Source organism: Brevibacterium ihuae, from assembly GCF_900184225.1.
Taxonomy (GTDB): Bacteria; Actinomycetota; Actinomycetes; order Actinomycetales; family Brevibacteriaceae; genus Brevibacterium; species Brevibacterium ihuae.
In genome coordinates this window covers 937,504-955,531 of record NZ_FXWZ01000003.1, presented here as the reverse complement: position 1 = coordinate 955,531, position 18,028 = coordinate 937,504, and the positions used below count along the sequence as shown (strand labels likewise).

At 68.3% G+C, this 18,028-nt stretch carries 15 protein-coding genes and 2 pseudogenes; 12 read left to right on the top strand and 5 right to left on the bottom strand.

Translation table 11 applies throughout. From position 1 onward, the window contains the following. Nucleotides 1-68 precede the first annotated feature (68 nt). Nucleotides 69-695, bottom strand: coding sequence for a methyltransferase family protein (locus C1A17_RS09605; RefSeq protein WP_101653628.1), 627 nt, complete (start codon nucleotides 693-695; stop codon nucleotides 69-71). Then, nucleotides 695-1,321, bottom strand: a complete 627-nt coding sequence (locus C1A17_RS09600; RefSeq protein WP_101653627.1) for a class I SAM-dependent methyltransferase — start codon at nucleotides 1,319-1,321, stop codon at nucleotides 695-697. The genes C1A17_RS09605 and C1A17_RS09600 overlap by 1 nt, the downstream gene beginning before the upstream one ends. Before the next feature lie 66 nt (nucleotides 1,322-1,387). Between C1A17_RS09600 and cmtR the strand changes: the two are divergent. Beyond that, nucleotides 1,388-1,758: pseudogene (gene cmtR / locus C1A17_RS09595) on the top strand (Cd(II)/Pb(II)-sensing metalloregulatory transcriptional regulator CmtR). Next, nucleotides 1,698-3,740 carry a heavy metal translocating P-type ATPase gene (locus C1A17_RS09590; RefSeq protein WP_101652783.1) on the top strand — a complete coding sequence of 681 codons (2,043 nt, stop codon included), beginning with the start codon at nucleotides 1,698-1,700 and terminating at the stop codon, nucleotides 3,738-3,740. The pseudogene cmtR and the gene C1A17_RS09590 overlap by 61 nt, the downstream one beginning before the upstream one ends. A gap of 128 nt (nucleotides 3,741-3,868) precedes the next feature. Here C1A17_RS09590 and C1A17_RS14825 read toward each other — a convergent pair. Further along, nucleotides 3,869-4,141, bottom strand: a pseudogene (locus tag C1A17_RS14825) (hypothetical protein); the annotation flags it as partial. 96 nt (nucleotides 4,142-4,237) lie between these two features. Beyond that, nucleotides 4,238-5,236 carry a zinc-binding dehydrogenase gene (locus tag C1A17_RS09580; protein WP_101652781.1) on the bottom strand — a complete coding sequence of 333 codons (999 nt, stop codon included), beginning with the start codon at nucleotides 5,234-5,236 and terminating at the stop codon, nucleotides 4,238-4,240. A gap of 351 nt (nucleotides 5,237-5,587) precedes the next feature. On the opposite strand from C1A17_RS09580, the gene C1A17_RS09575 reads away from it, so the two are divergent. The 10 genes from C1A17_RS09575 (at nucleotide 5,588) to C1A17_RS09530 (ending at nucleotide 17,491) form a co-directional block, all read left to right on the top strand. Then, nucleotides 5,588-6,361: an SDR family NAD(P)-dependent oxidoreductase gene (locus C1A17_RS09575; protein WP_101652780.1), complete on the top strand. Its 774-nt coding sequence runs from the start codon at nucleotides 5,588-5,590 to the stop codon at nucleotides 6,359-6,361. Nucleotides 6,362-6,494: 133 nt separating this feature from the next. After that, on the top strand, nucleotides 6,495-7,655 hold the full coding sequence (locus C1A17_RS09570; RefSeq protein WP_245873642.1) for a thiolase domain-containing protein: 1,161 nt from the start codon (nucleotides 6,495-6,497) through the stop codon (nucleotides 7,653-7,655). Next, nucleotides 7,652-8,110, top strand: coding sequence for a Zn-ribbon domain-containing OB-fold protein (locus C1A17_RS09565; RefSeq protein ID WP_101652778.1), 459 nt, complete (start codon nucleotides 7,652-7,654; stop codon nucleotides 8,108-8,110). Before C1A17_RS09570 ends, C1A17_RS09565 begins: the two co-directional genes overlap by 4 nt. Nucleotides 8,111-8,428: 318 nt before the next feature. Further along, the gene (locus C1A17_RS09560; protein ID WP_219618270.1) at nucleotides 8,429-9,946 is read left to right on the top strand and encodes an AMP-binding protein; all 1,518 of its coding nucleotides are present in this window, start codon (nucleotides 8,429-8,431) and stop codon (nucleotides 9,944-9,946) included. A gap of 339 nt (nucleotides 9,947-10,285) precedes the next feature. After that, the gene (locus tag C1A17_RS09555) at nucleotides 10,286-11,578 is read left to right on the top strand and encodes an acyl-CoA dehydrogenase family protein (protein ID WP_101652776.1); all 1,293 of its coding nucleotides are present in this window, start codon (nucleotides 10,286-10,288) and stop codon (nucleotides 11,576-11,578) included. 188 nt (nucleotides 11,579-11,766) lie between these two features. After that, nucleotides 11,767-12,861, top strand: coding sequence for a TRAP transporter substrate-binding protein DctP (gene dctP, locus C1A17_RS09550; protein ID WP_180953275.1), 1,095 nt, complete (start codon nucleotides 11,767-11,769; stop codon nucleotides 12,859-12,861). Nucleotides 12,862-12,918: 57 nt separating this feature from the next. Continuing rightward, nucleotides 12,919-14,334, top strand: a complete 1,416-nt coding sequence (locus C1A17_RS09545; RefSeq protein WP_101652774.1) for a phosphotransferase family protein — start codon at nucleotides 12,919-12,921, stop codon at nucleotides 14,332-14,334. A 9-nt stretch (nucleotides 14,335-14,343) separates the two neighbouring features. Then, nucleotides 14,344-15,927, top strand: a complete 1,584-nt coding sequence (locus tag C1A17_RS09540) for an AMP-binding protein (protein WP_101652773.1) — start codon at nucleotides 14,344-14,346, stop codon at nucleotides 15,925-15,927. Further along, entirely contained in the window at nucleotides 15,924-16,727 is an 804-nt protein-coding gene (locus C1A17_RS09535; RefSeq protein WP_101652772.1) for an enoyl-CoA hydratase/isomerase family protein, read from the top strand. Before C1A17_RS09540 ends, C1A17_RS09535 begins: the two co-directional genes overlap by 4 nt. After that, nucleotides 16,727-17,491, top strand: a complete 765-nt coding sequence (locus tag C1A17_RS09530) for an enoyl-CoA hydratase/isomerase family protein (protein WP_101652771.1) — start codon at nucleotides 16,727-16,729, stop codon at nucleotides 17,489-17,491. The genes C1A17_RS09535 and C1A17_RS09530 overlap by 1 nt, the downstream gene beginning before the upstream one ends. Before the next feature lie 33 nt (nucleotides 17,492-17,524). Here the strand turns inward: C1A17_RS09530 and C1A17_RS09525 are convergent, their stop codons facing one another. After that, entirely contained in the window at nucleotides 17,525-17,935 is a 411-nt protein-coding gene (locus C1A17_RS09525; RefSeq protein WP_101652770.1) for a nuclear transport factor 2 family protein, read from the bottom strand. Nucleotides 17,936-18,028 lie beyond the last annotated feature (93 nt).

Genomic DNA, 18,028 nt, shown 5'->3' with positions numbered 1-18,028 from the left:
CGCGATGCCCAACCGGCTGGCATCGATCAAGCGGCCGGACCGGGAAGCCGCTTTTCCCTGCCCCATCGTCAATTCCCGTGAGGGCGGTCGGCCCGCAGCCGTCCAATGCCGGGGAGGAAGCGGCCGACGCGCGAGGCATAGTCGCTGTATGAGTCGCCGTGGATACCTCGTAGATAGGGCTCTTCGATCAGCCGCACCTGGATCTCGATCCCAATGAGGATGACCGCCAAGCCGACGATCGCCAGAAGGTTGGGCACCATCAACGTCAAGCCCAGGAACGCACTGAAGGCGGCGGTGAAGACCGGGTTGCGCACCAGCCGGAAAGGGCCCGTGGTGACCAGCGCGGTGCGTTCGGTCTGGTCGATTCCAATCCGCCAGGAGGCTCCCAATGTCATCTGGGCGCCGAAGGTCGAGAGGATGCCGACTATCGCGAGCACCGCACCCAGACCGCGCGCAACCGGGTGGCCCACGCTGGCAGGCGGCGGCATCCCAGCCAGGGCGGCGACCGGCGCGCCGAGCCCGACCATCAGGTAACCGAGGTCGGCTACGGCAAGCCCCCACCACTCCAGCGAGCCACGCGCCGCCCAGGTGCGACGATTGCCGGTGTCGCCGGTGCGACGGCGCTGGATCAGCGTGCGCACTCCGCCAGCGAGCAGCATGAAGAAGACGAACAGGGCCAGCGCGGCGACGGCCATCACCCGTCACTCCTTGCCGGCACCGGTTTTGCGGCCACGCCGAGTAGGTAGTCGCCGCGAATCCGAGTGACCGAGCCGAGGGCCATGAGCCCGTGGTGGGCCAGTTCGTCGAGGAACTGCTCGGCAGTGAACCGGTCCTCCGTGGGGTGGTCGAACAGCCGCTTGTAAATGGGGCGGGCCAGCGCGTGAGCGGTGACCTCCTCGAAGTAGAACCGCCCGCCCGGTGTCAGGACCCGAGCGACCTCGGCGAGGGCCGCACGCCAGTCGGGGATGTGGTGGACAATCCCGAAGTCGAACACCGCCTCATAACTGTGGTCATCAGCGTCCAGCGCCGCGCGCAGGTCGGTCGCGCTGCCCTGCGCGAGCCTGACGCGATCTTCATAGCCCGTGAGGCGCCGACCAGCGCGCTCGATCATTACCGGGTCCAGGTCCACGGCGTCCACGCTGGCGGCGCCGAACTGCTCCAGCACCAACTGCGCCCCGTACCCGGAGCCGCACCCGATCTCCAGGGCCCGCGCACCAGGCAACAGCCGACCGCCGAGCCGCAATAGCACCTGGGTCTCGTAGAAGCGCTGCAGCCAGCGCCGGGGTGGGGAGTTCACCAGCGCCGTCTCGACCTTGTTCATCAACATCGCTCCAGCTTCGAATTCCCTCTCCTACGCTAAGGTCAGTGCTCAGTGTATAGTCACTGTATGCTGACTATTGCTTCGCGTGTGGACGTGATGAACCGTCTGGGACGGGCGATGGCCGATCCCACGCGGTCTCGGATCCTGTTGTCCCTGCTTGACGCTCCCGGGTATCCGGCAGGCCTCGCCCGTGAGTTGGGGCTCTCCCGGACCAACGTGTCGAACCACCTGGCGTGCCTGCGGGACTGCGGGACTGCGGGATCGTGGTCGCCGAGGCGGAGGGGCGCCGGACCCGCTACGAGATCGTCGACGCCCACCTGGCCCGCGCCCTGAACGCTCTGCTGGAGACCACGCTGGCCGTCGACGAGAGCGCGGCATGCCTGGATCCGCAGTGCCCGGTCGCAGGTTGCTGCGACACCGAGGAGACACGCGCGTGACCGCGTCCGCCTGCGGCTGCGAAGCGCCAGAACCGGCCGCCGCACACGAGGAGCACACACCCTGGTGGCGCAACCGCGCCATCCTCATCCCGGCAACATCCGGCCTGACACTGGGCCTCGGCCTGATCCTCGAATGGTCCACTCCCGGGGCAGAGATCGTCGCGCTGGTGCTGTTCTGGGCGTCCCTGCTGCTGGGCGCCTCCCAGTTCGCCCCCGGTGCGCTGAGGAACCTGTTCACCCGGGGCAAGCTGGGCATCGGTTTGCTGATGACGATCAGCGCCACCGGTGCCGTCATCCTCGGCTTCATCGAGGAGGCGGCCGCCCTGGCCTTCCTGTACTCCATCGTGGAGGCGCTGGAGGATCTGGCCATGGACAAGGCCCGCTCGGGCCTGCGCTCCCTGCTGGCTCTGATCCCGTCGAGCGCCACCGTCCTCACATCCGGCGGCACGACCCGCACCGTCCCGGTCGAGCGTCTCGTCTCCGGTGACTTGCTCCGGCTGGTCGCCGGGGAGCGCCTGGCCACCGACGGTATCGTCCGCTCTGGGCACAGCAGCCTGGACGTCTCGGCGATCACCGGCGAATCCATTCCCGTCGAGGTCGGCCCCGGGGACACGGTGCTGGCCGGGTCGATCAACACTTCCGGTGTCCTCGAGATCGAGGCCACCGCCTCCGGAACCGACAACTCCCTGACCACGGTGGTCGAACTGGTCGAACAGGCCCAGTCCGAGAAGGGTGACCGCGCGCGGATCGCCGACCGGATCGCCCGCCCGCTGGTGCCCGGGGTGCTCATTCTGGCGGCACTGGTCGCCCTGATCGGCGCGCTCCTCGGTGATCCCGGCCTGTGGATCGAACGGGCCCTAGTCGTGCTCGTCGCGGCCTCGCCGTGCGCCCTGGCGATCTCGGTGCCGATCACCGTCGTCGCAGCGATCGGCGCGGCCACGAAGTTCGGAGTGATCGTCAAGTCCGGGGCCACCTTCGAACGCCTCGGCGGCATCCGCCACCTGGCACTGGACAAGACCGGCACCCTGACCCGCAACACGCCCACCGTCGCCCGCGTCCTCACCGCTGACGGAGTCACGGACAGCGACGTGCTCGGCTGGGCGGCCGCCCTCGAAGCCCACAGCACCCACCCGCTTGCCGCGGCGATCACCGCCGCAACCCCCGAGACCCCGGACGCCCAGAAGGTCACCGAGACCGCCGGACAGGGGATCACCGGGCTCATCGACGGAGCCCGCATCGCCGTCGGCAGCCCCCGCTGGCTCGACCCCGGCCCGTTCGCGGAGCAGGTCGCCGACCTGGAAAGCGAAGGCATGACCGTAGTCATCGTCCACCGCGACGACCAGCCGGCCGGCGCCATCGGGGTGCGCGACGAGCTGCGCCCCGAGACCGCCGAGGTCATCACCGCACTCCACCGCCGCCGGTTGGGGGTGACGATGCTGACTGGAGACAACACCCGCACCGCCGAGGCCCTGGCCGCGGGGGCCGGGATCACGGACGTGCGTTCCCAGCTGCGCCCCGAGGACAAGGCATACGCCGTGGCCGAACTGCGCGACCGCGGAGCCGGGCCGGTGGCGATGATCGGTGACGGCATCAACGACGCTCCCGCCCTGGCCTCCGCGGACATCGGCATCGCGATGGGAGCCACGGGCTCGGACGCGGCGGTCGAATCAGCGGACGTGGCCTTCACCGGCGACGACCTGCGCCTGATTCCCCGCAGCGTGGACCATGCGCGGCGGGGGCGGCGCATCATCAACCAGAACATCGTCCTGTCGCTGGCCATCATCATCGTCCTGCTGCCGCTGGCGATCACCGGAGTCCTCGGCTTGGCTGCCGTCGTCCTCGTCCACGAGATCGCCGAAGTCATCGTCATCCTCAACGGACTGCGCGCCGCCCGCACTCCCCAACTCGACCGCCCCGCCGAGGCAGCGATCGAGACATCCCTAAGCGACAGAACTGAAAGCACTGCAAGAACCGGGAGCTAGGCATTACCTGACCTCGCCCGCAGGGCACAAGATGGTGTCCGGACAGGCTATCGGTCCGGGCACTGTGACTGTGGGTGCTGCCGTCGCATATGGAGCGCCCAATGAAGCGGATGGCCCCAAAAGGAGGATTAGCGGATGGATATGGCATGTGCGGATTGTGGATGTGTGGTCAACCGAGGCGTGGTCGTACGCGCCTGTGACCGGTATCCCGATTGCTGCTGCCGAGACTTGTCTCTCGCGGAGAACAGCAGCGCTCCGCGAGACGAGTAGTACCGATTCACGGGACTGGGCACGCCGCAGGAGCCTCCGAGGTCGGTGGAGCAGACTCCGGTCTTGGGCAGTTCGAGGTAGACCGCGTCGGTGGCCGGCGATGGGCGGACCTGTTCGTAGCCGGTAGCCACGAAGCCGGCGCTTCACGCCTGCTACGGCACCACCATCACCGACCGCCATTCGGAGCCAACCGCCACGCCCGGGGCATGCACCAGAGGCGTGTCAAATCAGGTATAGGCGGCCGGACCCTCGGACAGCGGGAGCCGGTGCGTGATGACGACCTCGGGATCGAGGCGGCCCGCCCGGGTGAGCTCGAGGAGCGTGGGCAGCTCGAACTGGACCGAGCACAGGCCGATGGCGAACTCGAGCTCCTTCACCTGGGCCCGCTCCATGTGGAAGGAGTACCGCTTGTTCTGATTGACGCCGACGACGCTCACCCGACCCGTGCGCCGCACGAGGCGCTGGGCCATTTCGATCGTCGCGTCGGCGCCGACCGCCTCGATCGCGGCGTGGGCACCCTGCCCGCCGGTCCACTCCCGGACCTGGGCGACCGGGTCCTCGGCGTCGACGACCCGAGCCCCCTGGACGGCGGCCATCCGGCGGCGCTCGGGAACGGGGTCGATGCCGAACACCTCCGCCGCACCCATGAGGCGCGCGTGCTGGACGGCCATCTGGCCGATCGGGCCGAGGCCGATGACCGCCACCGATTCGCCGGGGGCGATGCGGGCGCGTCGCGCTCCGTACCAGGCGGTGGCGGTGGCATCGGTCATGACGACTGCGGCGTCGTCGGAGATCCCCTCGGGGATGATCACGGTGTTGCGGTCGGCGTCGGGGACGGCGACGAGCTCCGCCTGCGACCCCTGGAGGGCAGTGCTCAGGCCGTAGCACTTCTCGGTCGCACCGCTGCGCGAGGTGCACTGGCTGGTCCGGCCCTCATCGCACGCCTGGCAGCGCGGACATCCCATGGACGCGGGAATGAGGACGCGGTCGCCCACCGAACGGCGGTCGACAGCGGCGCCGACCTCGGTGATGACCCCGACGGCCTCGTGACCGACGCAGAAACCGAGGTCGTCGCTGAAGCCCTCGTCGTGGTAGATGTGCAGGTCGCTGCCGCAGATGCTCGCACGCGTAACCCGGACGACGGCCGCCCGTTCGTCGATGAGCTGCGGGTCGGGCACCTCGGAGTACCGGATGTCGCGCGGGCCGTGGAAGGTCAGAGCTTTCATGGGTGCGGGTTCTCCTCGGTGCGGCTGCTGTCGGGGTCCGGGGCACGCGGCGCGGGTGCTGGACCCGATGCGCCGGTGCTGAAAATGTTTCGAACGATTGTTTGGGACGTTGACAGGGGGACGTCTCCGGGGCAAGGGAGCGCCGCAGTGCATCTCGGCCGGCCGGAGGCCCCGCGGCTTGATCCGCCCCCAGGGCCGAGTGCCGCGCGGAGCGCCGTAGCACGCGGCAGGCCCGTGTGCGACAATTCACGCGAACCGAACGCTTGATCGTCAGACTTGAGGGCAGTGCGACCGACGGTGCCCTGCCGTCCCGTCGGCCCAGGTCTGCCCGTGACGAACAGGACACCTGCCATGCCCTCCAACCCGCTCGATCGCTTCCGGCTCGACGACAGGGTCGTCGTCATCACCGGAGCCAGCTCCGGCCTCGGCGTCGGCTTCGCCCGTGCCACGGCTGCCGTCGGTGCGACGCTCGTCCTCGCCGCGCGTCGCGAGGACCGCCTCGAGGCCCACGCCGAAGAGCTGCGTGTTGCGGGGACGTCCGTGCTCACCCGGCGCACGGACGTGTCGGTGCAGTCCGAGTGCGAGGCGCTGGCCGCCGCGGCCGTCGAGGAGTTCGGCCGGATCGACGTGCTCATCAACAATGCGGGGATGGGTCCGGCCGGTGTCGCCCTCCATGAGGACCCCGAGGTCTTCCGGAACGTCGTCGACGTCAATCTCAACGGAACCTACTGGATGGCCCGGGCGTGTGCGCCGCACATGCCACGGGGGTCCGCGATCGTCAACCTGTCGAGCGTCCACGGGCACGCCTCCTCGCGCTATCCCCAGGCGCACTACGCGGCGAGCAAAGCCGGCGTCCTCGGGCTCACCCGCGATCTCGCGCAGCAGTGGTCGGGGCGCAAGGGTATCCGGGTCAATGCGCTGTGCCCGGGGTACTTCGCGAGCGAGATGACCGAGGCCGAGGGCGGCGACCTGCTCCAGGAGATGGTCGCCGACAATGCGATCCTCGGGCGGTTCGGCGAACAGGAGGAGCTCGACTCCGCGCTCCTCTTCCTCGCGAGCCCGGCCTCGTCCTATATGACCGGCGGCTCGCTCATCGTCGACGGCGGACTGAGCGCGACGGTGTAGGCGGGGCGGTGATGCGCCCGAGGCCGGTAGGGAAGGGGCGGGTCGCTCCGTCGCGCTCGATGTCCGTGCAGCCGGGTCGCGTATGCCTCCGTGGTAATATTTCCTAAGTTGAACGAACGATCACTAGGAGTCAATGATGACGATCCGTGGTGCGGCGCTCATCGCGGGTGCCTACGAGCACCCGCTGCGCAAGATCCCCGACAAGTCGGTGGCGCAGGTCCACGCCGAGGTGGCCGCCGGTGCGCTCGCGGACGCCGGCCTGACCTTCGGCGACGTCGACGGGTACTTCTGCGCCGGCGACGCACCCGGCTTCGGTGCGCTGTCGATGGCGGACTACATGGGACTGAGCCTGAGCTACCTCGATTCGACCGAGACCGGCGGCTCGTCCTATCTGGCGCACGTCGGGCACGCCGCGGCCGCGATCGCCGCCGGCAAGTGCGAGATCGCGCTCGTGACGATGGCGGGCCTGCCCGTGTCCGCCCCGAGCCCGGGCGCCGTGACCCCGAGCGCTCCGGAGTACGCGTTCGAGAACGTGTTCGGCACGTCCACCCCGTCGATGTACGCGCTGGCCGCTCGCCGCCACATGCACGAGTTCGGGACGACGAGCGAGCAGCTCGCCGAGGTCAAGGTCGCCGCCTCGCTCCATGCCCAGCACAACCCGAACGCGCTCCTGCAGAAGGTCGTCACCGTCGAGGACGTCGTCAACTCCCCGCTCATCGCGGATCCGCTCCATCGCCTCGACTGCTGCGTCGTCACCGATGGCGGCGGGGCCGTCGTCGTCGTCAGCCCCGAGGTCGCCAAGCGCCTCGATCGCCATTCGGTGGCGGTACTCGGCCACGGCGAGGCGCCCAAGACCGCGAACCGCGGACGCATCGACCTCACGCACACCGGTGCGGTGTGGTCGGGGCCGCGCGCCTTCGCCGAGGCCGGGGTGACGCACGCCGACATCGATTACGCCTCGATCTACGACTCCTTCACGATCACCGTGGTGGAGACCATCGAGGACCTCGGCTTCTGCCCCAAGGGGCAGGGCGGCGCCTTCGTCGCCTCGGGCGCGCTGCGAGCACCGGACGGCGGGCTGCCGTTCAACACCGACGGCGGCGGACTGTGCAACAACCACCCCGCCAACCGCGGCGGAATGACGAAGATCCTCGAGGCCGTGCGCCAGCTGCGCGGCGAGGCGCACCCGGCCGTGCAGGTGCCCGACTGCGAGATCGCGCTCGCCCACGGTACCGGAGGATCGCTGGGGACCCGGATGGGCAGCGCGACGCTCATCCTCGGACGGGAGGCATGATGGACTACACATCGACCGACAACAGCACCCCTGCGCGCATCGGGAGCGATCTCCCGGCGCCCACCCCGCCGATCTCCGCGGAGACCCGGGGCTTCTGGGAGGCGACGACGCGCAGCGAGCTCCAGGTGACCCGGTGCCGCTCCTGTGAGGAGTACACGTGGTACCCGCGCGGCTTCTGCCCGCACTGCGGCGGGCTCGAGGTCGAATGGGTGCAGGTGAGCGGGCAGGGCGAGGTCTACAGCTGGACCGTCGTGCGCCGCGGCGGCCTGGGGGAGTACCGCGGTGCGGAGCCGTACGTGCTCGCCTACGTCGAGCTCGACGAGGGCGTGCGGATGATGACGAACATCGTCGACGTCGACGAGGGTGAGCTGGCCGTCGGCCTGCGGGTGACGGTGGTCTTCCACCCGACCGAGGGCGAGGCGGCGCTGCCCCGGTTCACCCCCGCGCGGGGGTGAGGAAGAACCTGAAGAACGGGCGGGGAGTGGAATCCACTCCCCGCCCGTTCGGGTTCACGGTCGGTGCTCCTTCTGCGGATCAGCTCGGCCGGTGGTCGATCATGACGTCCTCGAAGAACCGCTCGGAGAACGATGTGAAGTCGTGCTCCTCAGCCGAGGACCACTCATCCATGTCTTCGAGTCCTCCCCCGTCCTCGTCATCGAGTTCCTCGACCACCTGGGGCGGCGTATCCGGGGTCGACAGATCCGCACCCGCACCTACAATGAATTCAACCGAACGAATGTTCGCTGGATGAAAACTGCAACATAGGAGTTGCCGTGGATCTCGAATTCGAACTGTCCCGTACCCATCTGCCGACGGCGTCTCTGTTCCGTCACGCTCATGAGATCCCCGACCGGATCGCACTGCTCGACGGCGAGGAGACCGTGACATACGGGGACCTGCTGACCCGTGTGCGGACCGCAGCCGCGCGACTGCGCGACGCCGGGGTCTCCGAAGGCGATCGGGTCGCGCTCGTGGCCGGGAACTCCACGCTGTTCCCCATCGTCGTGTTCGCCGTCAACTATCTCGGTGCGATCATCGTGCCGGTGAACTTCCGACTTGCAGAGGATGAGATCGCCTACATCCTGAGCAGCTGTGAGCCGAAGGCGGCTGTCGCCGATGCGGAGCGGGCCGAGGTCACGCGGGCGGCAACGGGCGGCTCCGACACGAGGTTCCTCGATCTCGCGGAAGTTGCGTCACCGGTGGCTGTGGACCGCGCACCCGATCCGGTCGTCCGTGCTCTCAGCGACGACCAGGCGATCATGTACACCTCGGACACCACCGGCCGCCCCAAGGGCGCTGTGCTTCCGTACTCGGGGATCCTCTCGGCCGCGATGCGCGGCTCGGCGTCGTCACCGTTCCGCATCGGCGAGGAGGTCATGCTCATCGGCTCGCCGATGTTCCACATCGCGGCGTTCATCGCGATCGATACCTGCCTGGCGAATGCGGCCAAGGCGGTGATCACGCCGTCGGCCGGATTCGACGCGTCCCTGCTGCTCGACCGCCTCGAAGAGCACCGGGTCACGCGGACGTATCTCGTTCCGGCGCAGTGGCAGCTCGTCCTCGACGAGCAGCGGAGGAGGCCGCGGGACCTGAGTCTCGGGTTCTACGGTTGGGGTGCGTCGCCGGCCACCGAGGCGCTGCTCACCGCGTTGCGTGAGACCTTCCCCGGGGCCGGGTCGCAGGCGACGTTCGGACAGACCGAGACCTCCGGGGCCGGGGTGTCGCTGCGCCACGAGGATTCGCTGCGCAAGCTCGGCTCGGTGGGTCTGCCGGATCGCAACTTCTCGATCCGGGTGGTGGATACGGAGGTGAATGACGTGCCGCGCGGGGAGGTCGGCGAGATCGTCTACCGGGGTCCGGGCGTGATGAGCCGGTACTGGAACAACGAGGCGGCCACGGCCGAGGCGTTCGCCGGCGGCTGGTTCCATTCCGGGGATCTCGTGCGGCAGGACGAGGAGGGGTTCCTCTATGTCGTCGACCGGGTCAAGGACATGATCATCTCCGGCGGGGAGAACATCTACTGTGCGGAGCTCGAGAACGTCATCGCCTGGCATCCGAAGGTCGCCGAGGTCGCGGTCGTCGGGCGGGCCGACGAGAAGTGGGGCGAGGTGCCGGTGGCGATGATCGTGCCGCGATCCGATGACGATGCGCCGACGCTCGAGGAGATCCGGGAGTTCTGCGACGGGAAGCTCGCCCGCTACAAGCTGCCCAAGGACATCGTCGTCAAAGACGCCTTCCCCCGCTCCGGCATGGGCAAGATCCAGAAGACCGTCCTTCGGCAACAAGTCTGAAGTCGCCCGAGCGAGACGCCCTCAGAGACTTTGCTCCACGCCTCTTGACCGGGCCCGGCGTCGTGCCTAAAGTACTCATACAAACGATCGCTCGTTTTAGTTTTATCTCTGGAGCCTCCTCTCCGAGACACCAGAGAAGGTACCTGCAATGATGCCGGTACCTCCACCGCCACGCCTCTCGGGCGCCGCCTCGGGAACCGCCGATGAGCTTCGATCGGGCCACCATCCCGCTCCTCATCGTCAGCTGCATCGGCAGCCGGTTCCTGTGTACGCGGAATCCCGCCCATGCGGTCGTCGGCGATCAGAGAGCCGCCCAACGCGCGGCCGGAAGGATGAGCAATGGATTTCCGACTTCCAGAGAAGCTCCAGAATCTCCTCACCGACCTCGATGCCTTCGTCGAGAAGGAGATCCGTCCCCTCGAGAACGAGAACGACAACATCCGGTTCTTCGACCATCGCCGTGAGCACTCGCGCACCGACTGGGACAACGGCGGGGTGCCCACGCAGGAGTGGGAGGATCTCCTCGGCGAGGCCAAGCGCAGGGCCGACAAGGCCGGCTACTACCGCGCGCAGCTGCCCGAGAGCCTCGGCGGCATGGGCCTGACGAACCTCGACATGGCGGTCATCCGCGACCACTTCGCATCGCAGGGCCTCGGGCTCCACTGCGACCTGCAGAACGAGCACTGCATCGTCGGCAACAACGTGGGCCTCATGCTGCTGACGAACTACGGCTCCGAGGCGCAGAACGCCGAGTGGAAGGAGAAGATCGGTGCCGGCGAGGCCCACTTCGCCTTCGGCATCACCGAACCGAACCACGGTTCCGACGCCACCCACATGGAGACCACCGCGAAGAAGACCGACTCCGGATGGGTGATCAACGGCGAGAAGATGTGGAACTCGGGCGTGCACAGCGCGGACCGCGACATCGTGTTCGCCCGCACCCACGGTGAGGCAGGGGATGCCGAGGGCATCACCGCGTTCCTCGTGCCCCTCGACGCACCGGGTGTCGAGATCGTCGAGTACGTGTGGACCTTCAACATGCCCACCGACCACGCCCACGTGCGCTTCACGGACGTCGAGGTCGACGAGGCGCAGATCTTCGGCGAGTTCGGCCGGGGCCTCCAGATCGTCCAGCACTTCTTCAACGAGAACCGCATCCGCCAGGCGGCATCGAGCCTGGGCGCCGCGCAGTACTGCATCGACGAGTCGGTGAAGTACGCCAAGGAGCGCAAGCCCTTCGGCAAGCCGCTCGCGACGAACCAGGCGATCCAGTTCCCGCTCGTCGACCTCCAGGCCCGCGCGTCGATGCTGCGCTCCTTCGTCCGCGAGACCGCATGGCTCATGGATCAGGACGGGGCGTTCTCCGTCTCCGACCGGGTCTCGATGGCGAACTACCAGGGCAACCGGCTCGCCTGCGACGCCGCCGATCAGGCGATGCAGACGCACGGCGGCATGGGTTACTCGCGCAAGAAGCCCTTCGAGCACATCTACCGGCACCATCGTCGATACCGCATCACCGAGGGTTCGGACGAGATCCAGATGCGCCGCGTGGCCGGCTATATGTTCGGCTTCATGTCCCAGCGGGCGCCGAAGGGCGTCAACACCGATCGCTACGCGACGCAGGGGAAGTGACGACGATGAGGATTCCCAGGACACGCCTGCTCGCGGTCGGAGCTGCTGCCGCCGCGACCTCGTTGGCCCTCTCCGCGTGCGCGGGGAGTGCGGGCAGCGGCGGCGGATCGAACGGGGGAGGGGGAGACGGCTTCGACTACGGAGCATCGCAGGATGAGATCGATTCCGCGATCGAAGGACTGGAGCCGGTGGAACTCGTCTTCCAGGCTTCCGCGACGTCCCCGAACTCGGATACTGCCATCTCCAACGTCGCATTCGCGGAGGAGGTCGAGAAGCGATCGAACGGTCAGATCACCGTCGAGGTCCTCTACGGCCACCCGGTCGCCGGTTATGCGGAGATCTACGATGCGCTCGTCGACGGCCGTGTCGACATCTCCTACACGAACCCCGCCTACAACCCCGACATGTTCGACGGTTTCGATGCACTCGTCTCCCTGACGAGCTCGCTGCCCGAATCCCCGATGGCGGGCGAACTCGTCGCGATAGCGGCTCTGACCGAGATCGCGTGGAACTCCGAGGAGATCCAGGAGGACTTCGCGGCAGAGGGGCTGGTCCCGCTCGTGCCGGTGAATCCGCCCGGCGCGTACTTCTCGCTGTGCAACGAACCGGGCAACTCGCTCGACGATTGGCAGGGACGTCAGGTGAGGATCGGCAGCACGACCCACTCCGACCTCGTCACCTCCATGGGGGCCACCCCGGTATCCCTCGAGTACGTCGAGACCTACGAAGCACTCCAGCGCAAGACGATCGACTGCACCATGATCGTGATGAGCGCCGCGCGCGAGGCGGGATACTTCGAGATCGCCCCGAACATGCAGTACACCGGCGGTATGGCGATGCCGCGCATCTTCGGGTCGATGCTCGCCGGCAGCAAGTACGATCAGATGCCCACCGCCTACAAGCAGATCGTCTTCGATTCGTGGCAGACGGCGCACAACGAGACGATGGGCCTCGTCGCGCTCGACAACATGCGGGCAGTGGAGTACGCGACCGAGAACGGCGGCGAGATCGAAACCTTCAGCGACGACGTGCTCGACCTCATCGACGAGAATCGTCAGGCCTCCATGGACAAGGCGATGGAGAACGGCCTTCTCGGTGAGGACATCGAGACCGAGATGGCCGAGACGGTCGAGAAGTGGGAAGGGATCGTGTCCGAACTCGGATACGAGGACGGGGGATCCTTCCCTGAGATGCCGGAATGGTACGACCCCGAGGAGTTCGACGCGGAGCCGTACGTCGACCGCCTCTACGAGGAAGTCGTCTCCCAGCATCGCCCGAGCTGATCCCGTGGAGCCGCGCCCGGGACCCGGGCGCGGCTCCCGCACCATCGAGGAGGAACCATGACAGTCGAGCTGCAGGATCGGGTCGAGTCCCGGATGCGCGACCTCGGGATCACCGGCGCGGAGGTCACGTCGCTCACCGCGCTCACCGGCGGCGCGAGCCGCCAGATGTGGAAGGTCACGACGCGCGCGCCGGGGGAATGGGGGATGGTCATCCTCCGGATGGACCATCCGAGCGATCCCGACCCCGACTCCAATGCGCAGGAGGCGCAGGTGCTCGGCGCGGCACATGCCGCCGGAGTCCCGAGCCCCGCCGTGCTCGATCACTCGTCCGACCCGGATGTGCTCGGCACCCCGTACGTCATCCTGTCGTTCGTCGACGGCGAGACGATCGCGCGGAAGATCCTCCGCGACGACCGGTTCGCCACCGCGCGCACCCGGCTCGGCGCGGACCTCGGTCGCGCTGCCGGACTCATCACCCGGGTCGACGTCGAGGGACTCGATCTGCCGGTCGTCGACGACGCGATCGCCAAGCTCATGGAGAACTACCGCGACTCCGGCATCCACCGGCCGGCTCTCCTCCTCGGCCTCACCGAGCTCGCTCGCAGACGGCCGGACCCCGCTCCGCGCCGGACGCTCGTGCACGGCGACATGCGGATGGGCAATCTCATGGTCGACGAGGACGGGCTCGCCGCCGTCCTCGACTGGGAGATCACCCACCTCGGCGACCCGTATGAGGACCTCGGCTACGTGTGCATGCGGGCCTGGCGGTTCGGCGGACCCGGCCGGGTGGCCGGTGCCGGCGACGTCGAGGAGTTCCTCGCCGCCTATGAGGAGGTCACCGGTTTCCGCCCCACGGAGGAGCAGCTCACCTGGTGGGAGGCGCGGGCCACCGCATGGTGGGGGATCGGATGCCTGCGCCAGATGCAGCGCTCGGTCCCCGGCCACCCCAACGAGCTCGAGCTGCTCGCCATCGGCAGGCGCACGGCCGAGCAGGAGTACGACCTCCTCGAACTCCTCTACCCGGACGTCGAGCCCGCGGAGTTCGTTCCCACCGGCCATCCGCAGTCCCCGGCGTCCGGGGCGACGCTGTTCACCGACCCGACCGCGGCCACCCTCGTCGCGGGCCTCGAGAGCTACCTCGACGTCGATCTCGTCCGCGGAACCGGAGAGCCCAACCGCTTCAAGGCCCGCATCGCGAAGAACGTCGTGAGCCTCATCGGACGCGAGATCGACCAGGGCCCCGCCGCTGACGCGTGGTACGCCGGGCGCCTGAGCGAGCTCGGCGTCGAGGACGAGGACGGCCTGGCCGGGCTCGTCGCCGGGCTGTCCGACACCTCCCCGAACGCACCCGAGACGCGCTCCCTCGTCGCCGTGCTCAAGACTGCGGCGCGACTGCGTCTGGCCGTTTCCAACCCGCGCTACGTGCTCGCGCCGGTGCCCCGGAGCACCGCCGGAGCCGCCGTCGCACAGTGAGGATCGATCATGCTCCTGGGACACGTCATCGAGAACACCGCGCTCCGCCACCCCGAGCGCGATGCGATCGTCTTCGGCGACTCGCGCACGACCTTCGGTGAGCTCGCCGACCGCGTCGGTCGGCTCGCCGCAGGACTGCGCGCGCTCGCGCCACCGGGCTCGCGCATCGCCGTGCTGTCGCAGAACCGCCCCGAGGTCATCGAGCTCCAGCATGCGATCCCGATGGCCGGAATGGGCTGCGTGTTCGTCAACCACCGGCTCAGTCCGAGGGAGATTGCCTATATCCTCCAGAACTCCGGAGCTGCGGCGATCGCAGTGTCCAGCAACTTCGAGGAGACGATCGCGGGGATCCGCGGTGAGCTCCCGGATCTGGAGTTGGTGATCGCGTTCGACGCCCCGGTCGGTCCCGATGAGGCCACGGGCGGAACGGCCGGGCGAGTTCCCTACGCCGATCTGCTCGCCTCGGACCCGCACGACTACCGTGAGGTGGATGTCAGCCCCCACGATCTCGCGTGGCTCGTCTACACCTCGGGAACGACCGGCCGGCCGAAGGGTGCGATGCTCAGCCACGCGAACATCCTCGCCGCGGTTGCGAACTCGCTCAGCGGTGCGCCCTCCGAACCGTTCGGGCGCTACATCAATCCGTTCCCCCTCTGCCACATCGCCGCCTACGCCGTGCCCACGCAGTTCGCGAACAAGTCGACCGTGGTGCTGCACCGGGCGTTCGAGGCCGAGGACTACCTGCATACGGTGCAGGAGAAGGAGATCACCGGCTCGTCGATCGCGCCGGCCATGCTCGGGCTCATCCTCAATCGACCCGAGCTCGAGGACTACGACGTCAGCAGTCTGAGCTACATCGCCTACGGTGCTTCGAGCATCTCCCCGGCCCTGCTCCGGCGTTCGATGCAGCGATTCTCGAACGCCCGGTTCGTCCAGGCCTTCGGGCAGACGGAGCTCGCGGGCAACGTCGCGTGGCTGAGTCACGAGATGCACCTCCGGGGTCTCGACGAACCGGAGATCCTGTCCGCCGCCGGAGTGGCGGCGCCGTTCGCCGGCATCAGGATCTGCGATCCGTTGGGAGAGTCGGTGGCCAACGGCGAGGTCGGGGAGATCCTCGTCCGGGCCGACCAGGCGATGCTCGGGTACTGGCAGAACGAGGAGGCCACACGCGATGCTTTCGTGGGCGAATGGCTGCGGACCGGTGACCTGGGCCGGATGAGCGATGAGGGTCTGCTCTACGTCGTCGATCGCAAGAAGGACATGATCCTCACCGGTGGACTCAACGTCTACAGCCGGGAGGTCGAGGACGTGCTCGCCGAGCACCCGGAGATCGCCGACGTGGCCGTGATCGGGGTGCCCGAGGAGATCTGGGGCGAGTCCGTGTGCGCCGTCGTGGTGCGCACCCCCGGCAGCTCACTGTCCGCGCCCGATGTCATCGCCTACGTCAAGGGCAATCTGGCGTCGTTCAAGAAGCCCAAGTACGTGGAGTTCGTCGACGAGCTCCCGCGCAATCCCACCGGCAAGGTGCTCAAGCGCTCGCTGCGCGACGCCTACGAGAACGTCAGCGGCACCCGTGGAGAGGAGAAGGCATGACCGGCGTCGAGCTCGAGAGGACCGGGGCGGGAGTCGCTGTCATCCGGTTCCTGCGACCGGAGAAGCGGAACGCCCTGCGATTCGTCGACCTCGACGCGTTCGAGGCGTCGATGGTCGAAGCCGCTGCGGACGGCGACATCCGTGCGCTCGTCATCACCGGCAGCGGCGGGTCGTTCTGCGCCGGGATCGATCTGTCCGACCTGGCAGGTCGGAGTCCGGAGGAGCGCGGCAGGCCGGAGAGCCGCGCGGAGTCTCTCGATCGATGGAAGCTCATCTCGTTCCCCAAGCCGGTGGTCGTCGCGGTCGACGGCCCTGCCGTGGGCATGGGAGTGGAGATCACCTGCCAGGCCGACATCCGCATCGGCTCGCCCGATGCGGTCTTCGCGTGGAACTTCGGTGCGCGCGGCCTCGTGCCGGACATGGGAGTGAGTCCGGTGGTGCTGCCGGCGATCGTCGGGCTCCCCACCGCACTCGATCTCCTGTTCTCCGGCCGCAGACTTCCGGCCGACGAAGCTCTCCGCTGCGGCTACCTCTCCGAGATCGCGGACGATCCGGTCGTGCGCGCGGTCGAGCTGGCGGGCCGGCTCTCCCAGCTGTCCCCGTTCGCGCTCAAGCACACCAAGGACCTCGTCTACCGGGCGCTGCTCGGATCCGACGACCACTTCGGTCGGCACGATGCCGCGCTGCAGGCGTGCTTCGACTCGGACGACCACCACGAGGGCGTGGCATCGTTCCTCGAGAAGCGGGCGCCGCAGTTCGCCCCTGCCGCGTTCCCGACGCAGAAGAAGGAGGGGATCTGATGTACACCGACATCGTCTACGAGGAGTCCGACCACATCGGGGTCGTCACCATCAACAGGCCCGAGAAGCACAATGCGCTGCGCTTCACGACCTATGACGAGATCGAGGAGGTCGTGAGCACCACCCGGGCGAGAGCGCTGATCATCACCGGGGAGGGACGATCGTTCTGTTCGGGGGACGACCTCCAGGAGGTCATGCTCGGCGGAGACGCCCGGCCGCGGAAGTACGACGGGATCACCCCGCTGGGCGCCGCGCTGCTGGAGACCGACGTGCCGACGATCGCCGCTGTCAACGGTGCCGCTGTGGGCTGGGGCATGGAGCTCTGCCTCCTGTGCGACCTCCGCATCGCCTCCGACCGCGCGAAGTTCGGGGAGATCTTCGTCAAGCGCGGTCTCGTCCCCGATGCCGGCGGGATGACGCGGCTCGAGAGCATCGTCGGTCGGCAGGAGGCGCTGCGGCTGCTCCTCACCGGCGACATCATCGACGCGCAGGAGGCGCTCCGGCTCGGTCTCGTGCTCGATGTCGTCGAGGGCGGCAGCCTCCTCGATCGCGCGCGGGAGCTCGCGGGGGCGATCGCGGCCAACCCGCCGCTCGCCGTGCGCCGGACGAAGGAGGGTCTGCGTCTCGCCGCCGAACGCCGGGAGTACGAGAAGTTCGGGACCTGGTTTTCCCAGGCGATCGCGGATCTCAAGACCACGAGCGACCACAAGGAGTCGGTAGCCGCGTTCCTCGAGAAGCGCACCCCCCGCTACACAGGGGAGTAGGGCCCGGCGCCCAAGGGGACCGGGTCCCGCGCCTCACCCCTCCTGCCCTGCAACGCCCTTCTGCAGCTCGGCGCCCATCGCCGCGATCACGGCCTGGAGTCCCTTGAGCGGGCGGACCATGACGGTGAAGTCGGTGATCCGACCGTCGCCGTCCCATTCGATGATGTCCACCCCGCTGACGTCGAAGCCGTCGACCTGCGCGGAGAACTGGAGGACCGCCGAGGACTCGTCGTACCACTCGTGGACGTACTCGAGGGTGGGTCGGAGCACCTGCGTGGCAGCCCAGAGATAGGCGAAGGTGATCTCCGGGCCCTCCTGCGGGGTGTGCACGGCGGGGGACCGGAAGGTCACCTCGGGAGCGAGGAGCGCGCGCAGCTTCTCCGGTTCGGGCGAGCGGACGAGATCGTGCCAGGCGGTGATCGTTGCGGGTGCTGCGGCGGTCATCGGGTTCTCCTCGGTGTTCGTCGACTCTGACGCTGTGTACGAGTGTATTGGCTCTCCGCGATACTCGGGGAGACGCGGCGAGACTTTCGCCTA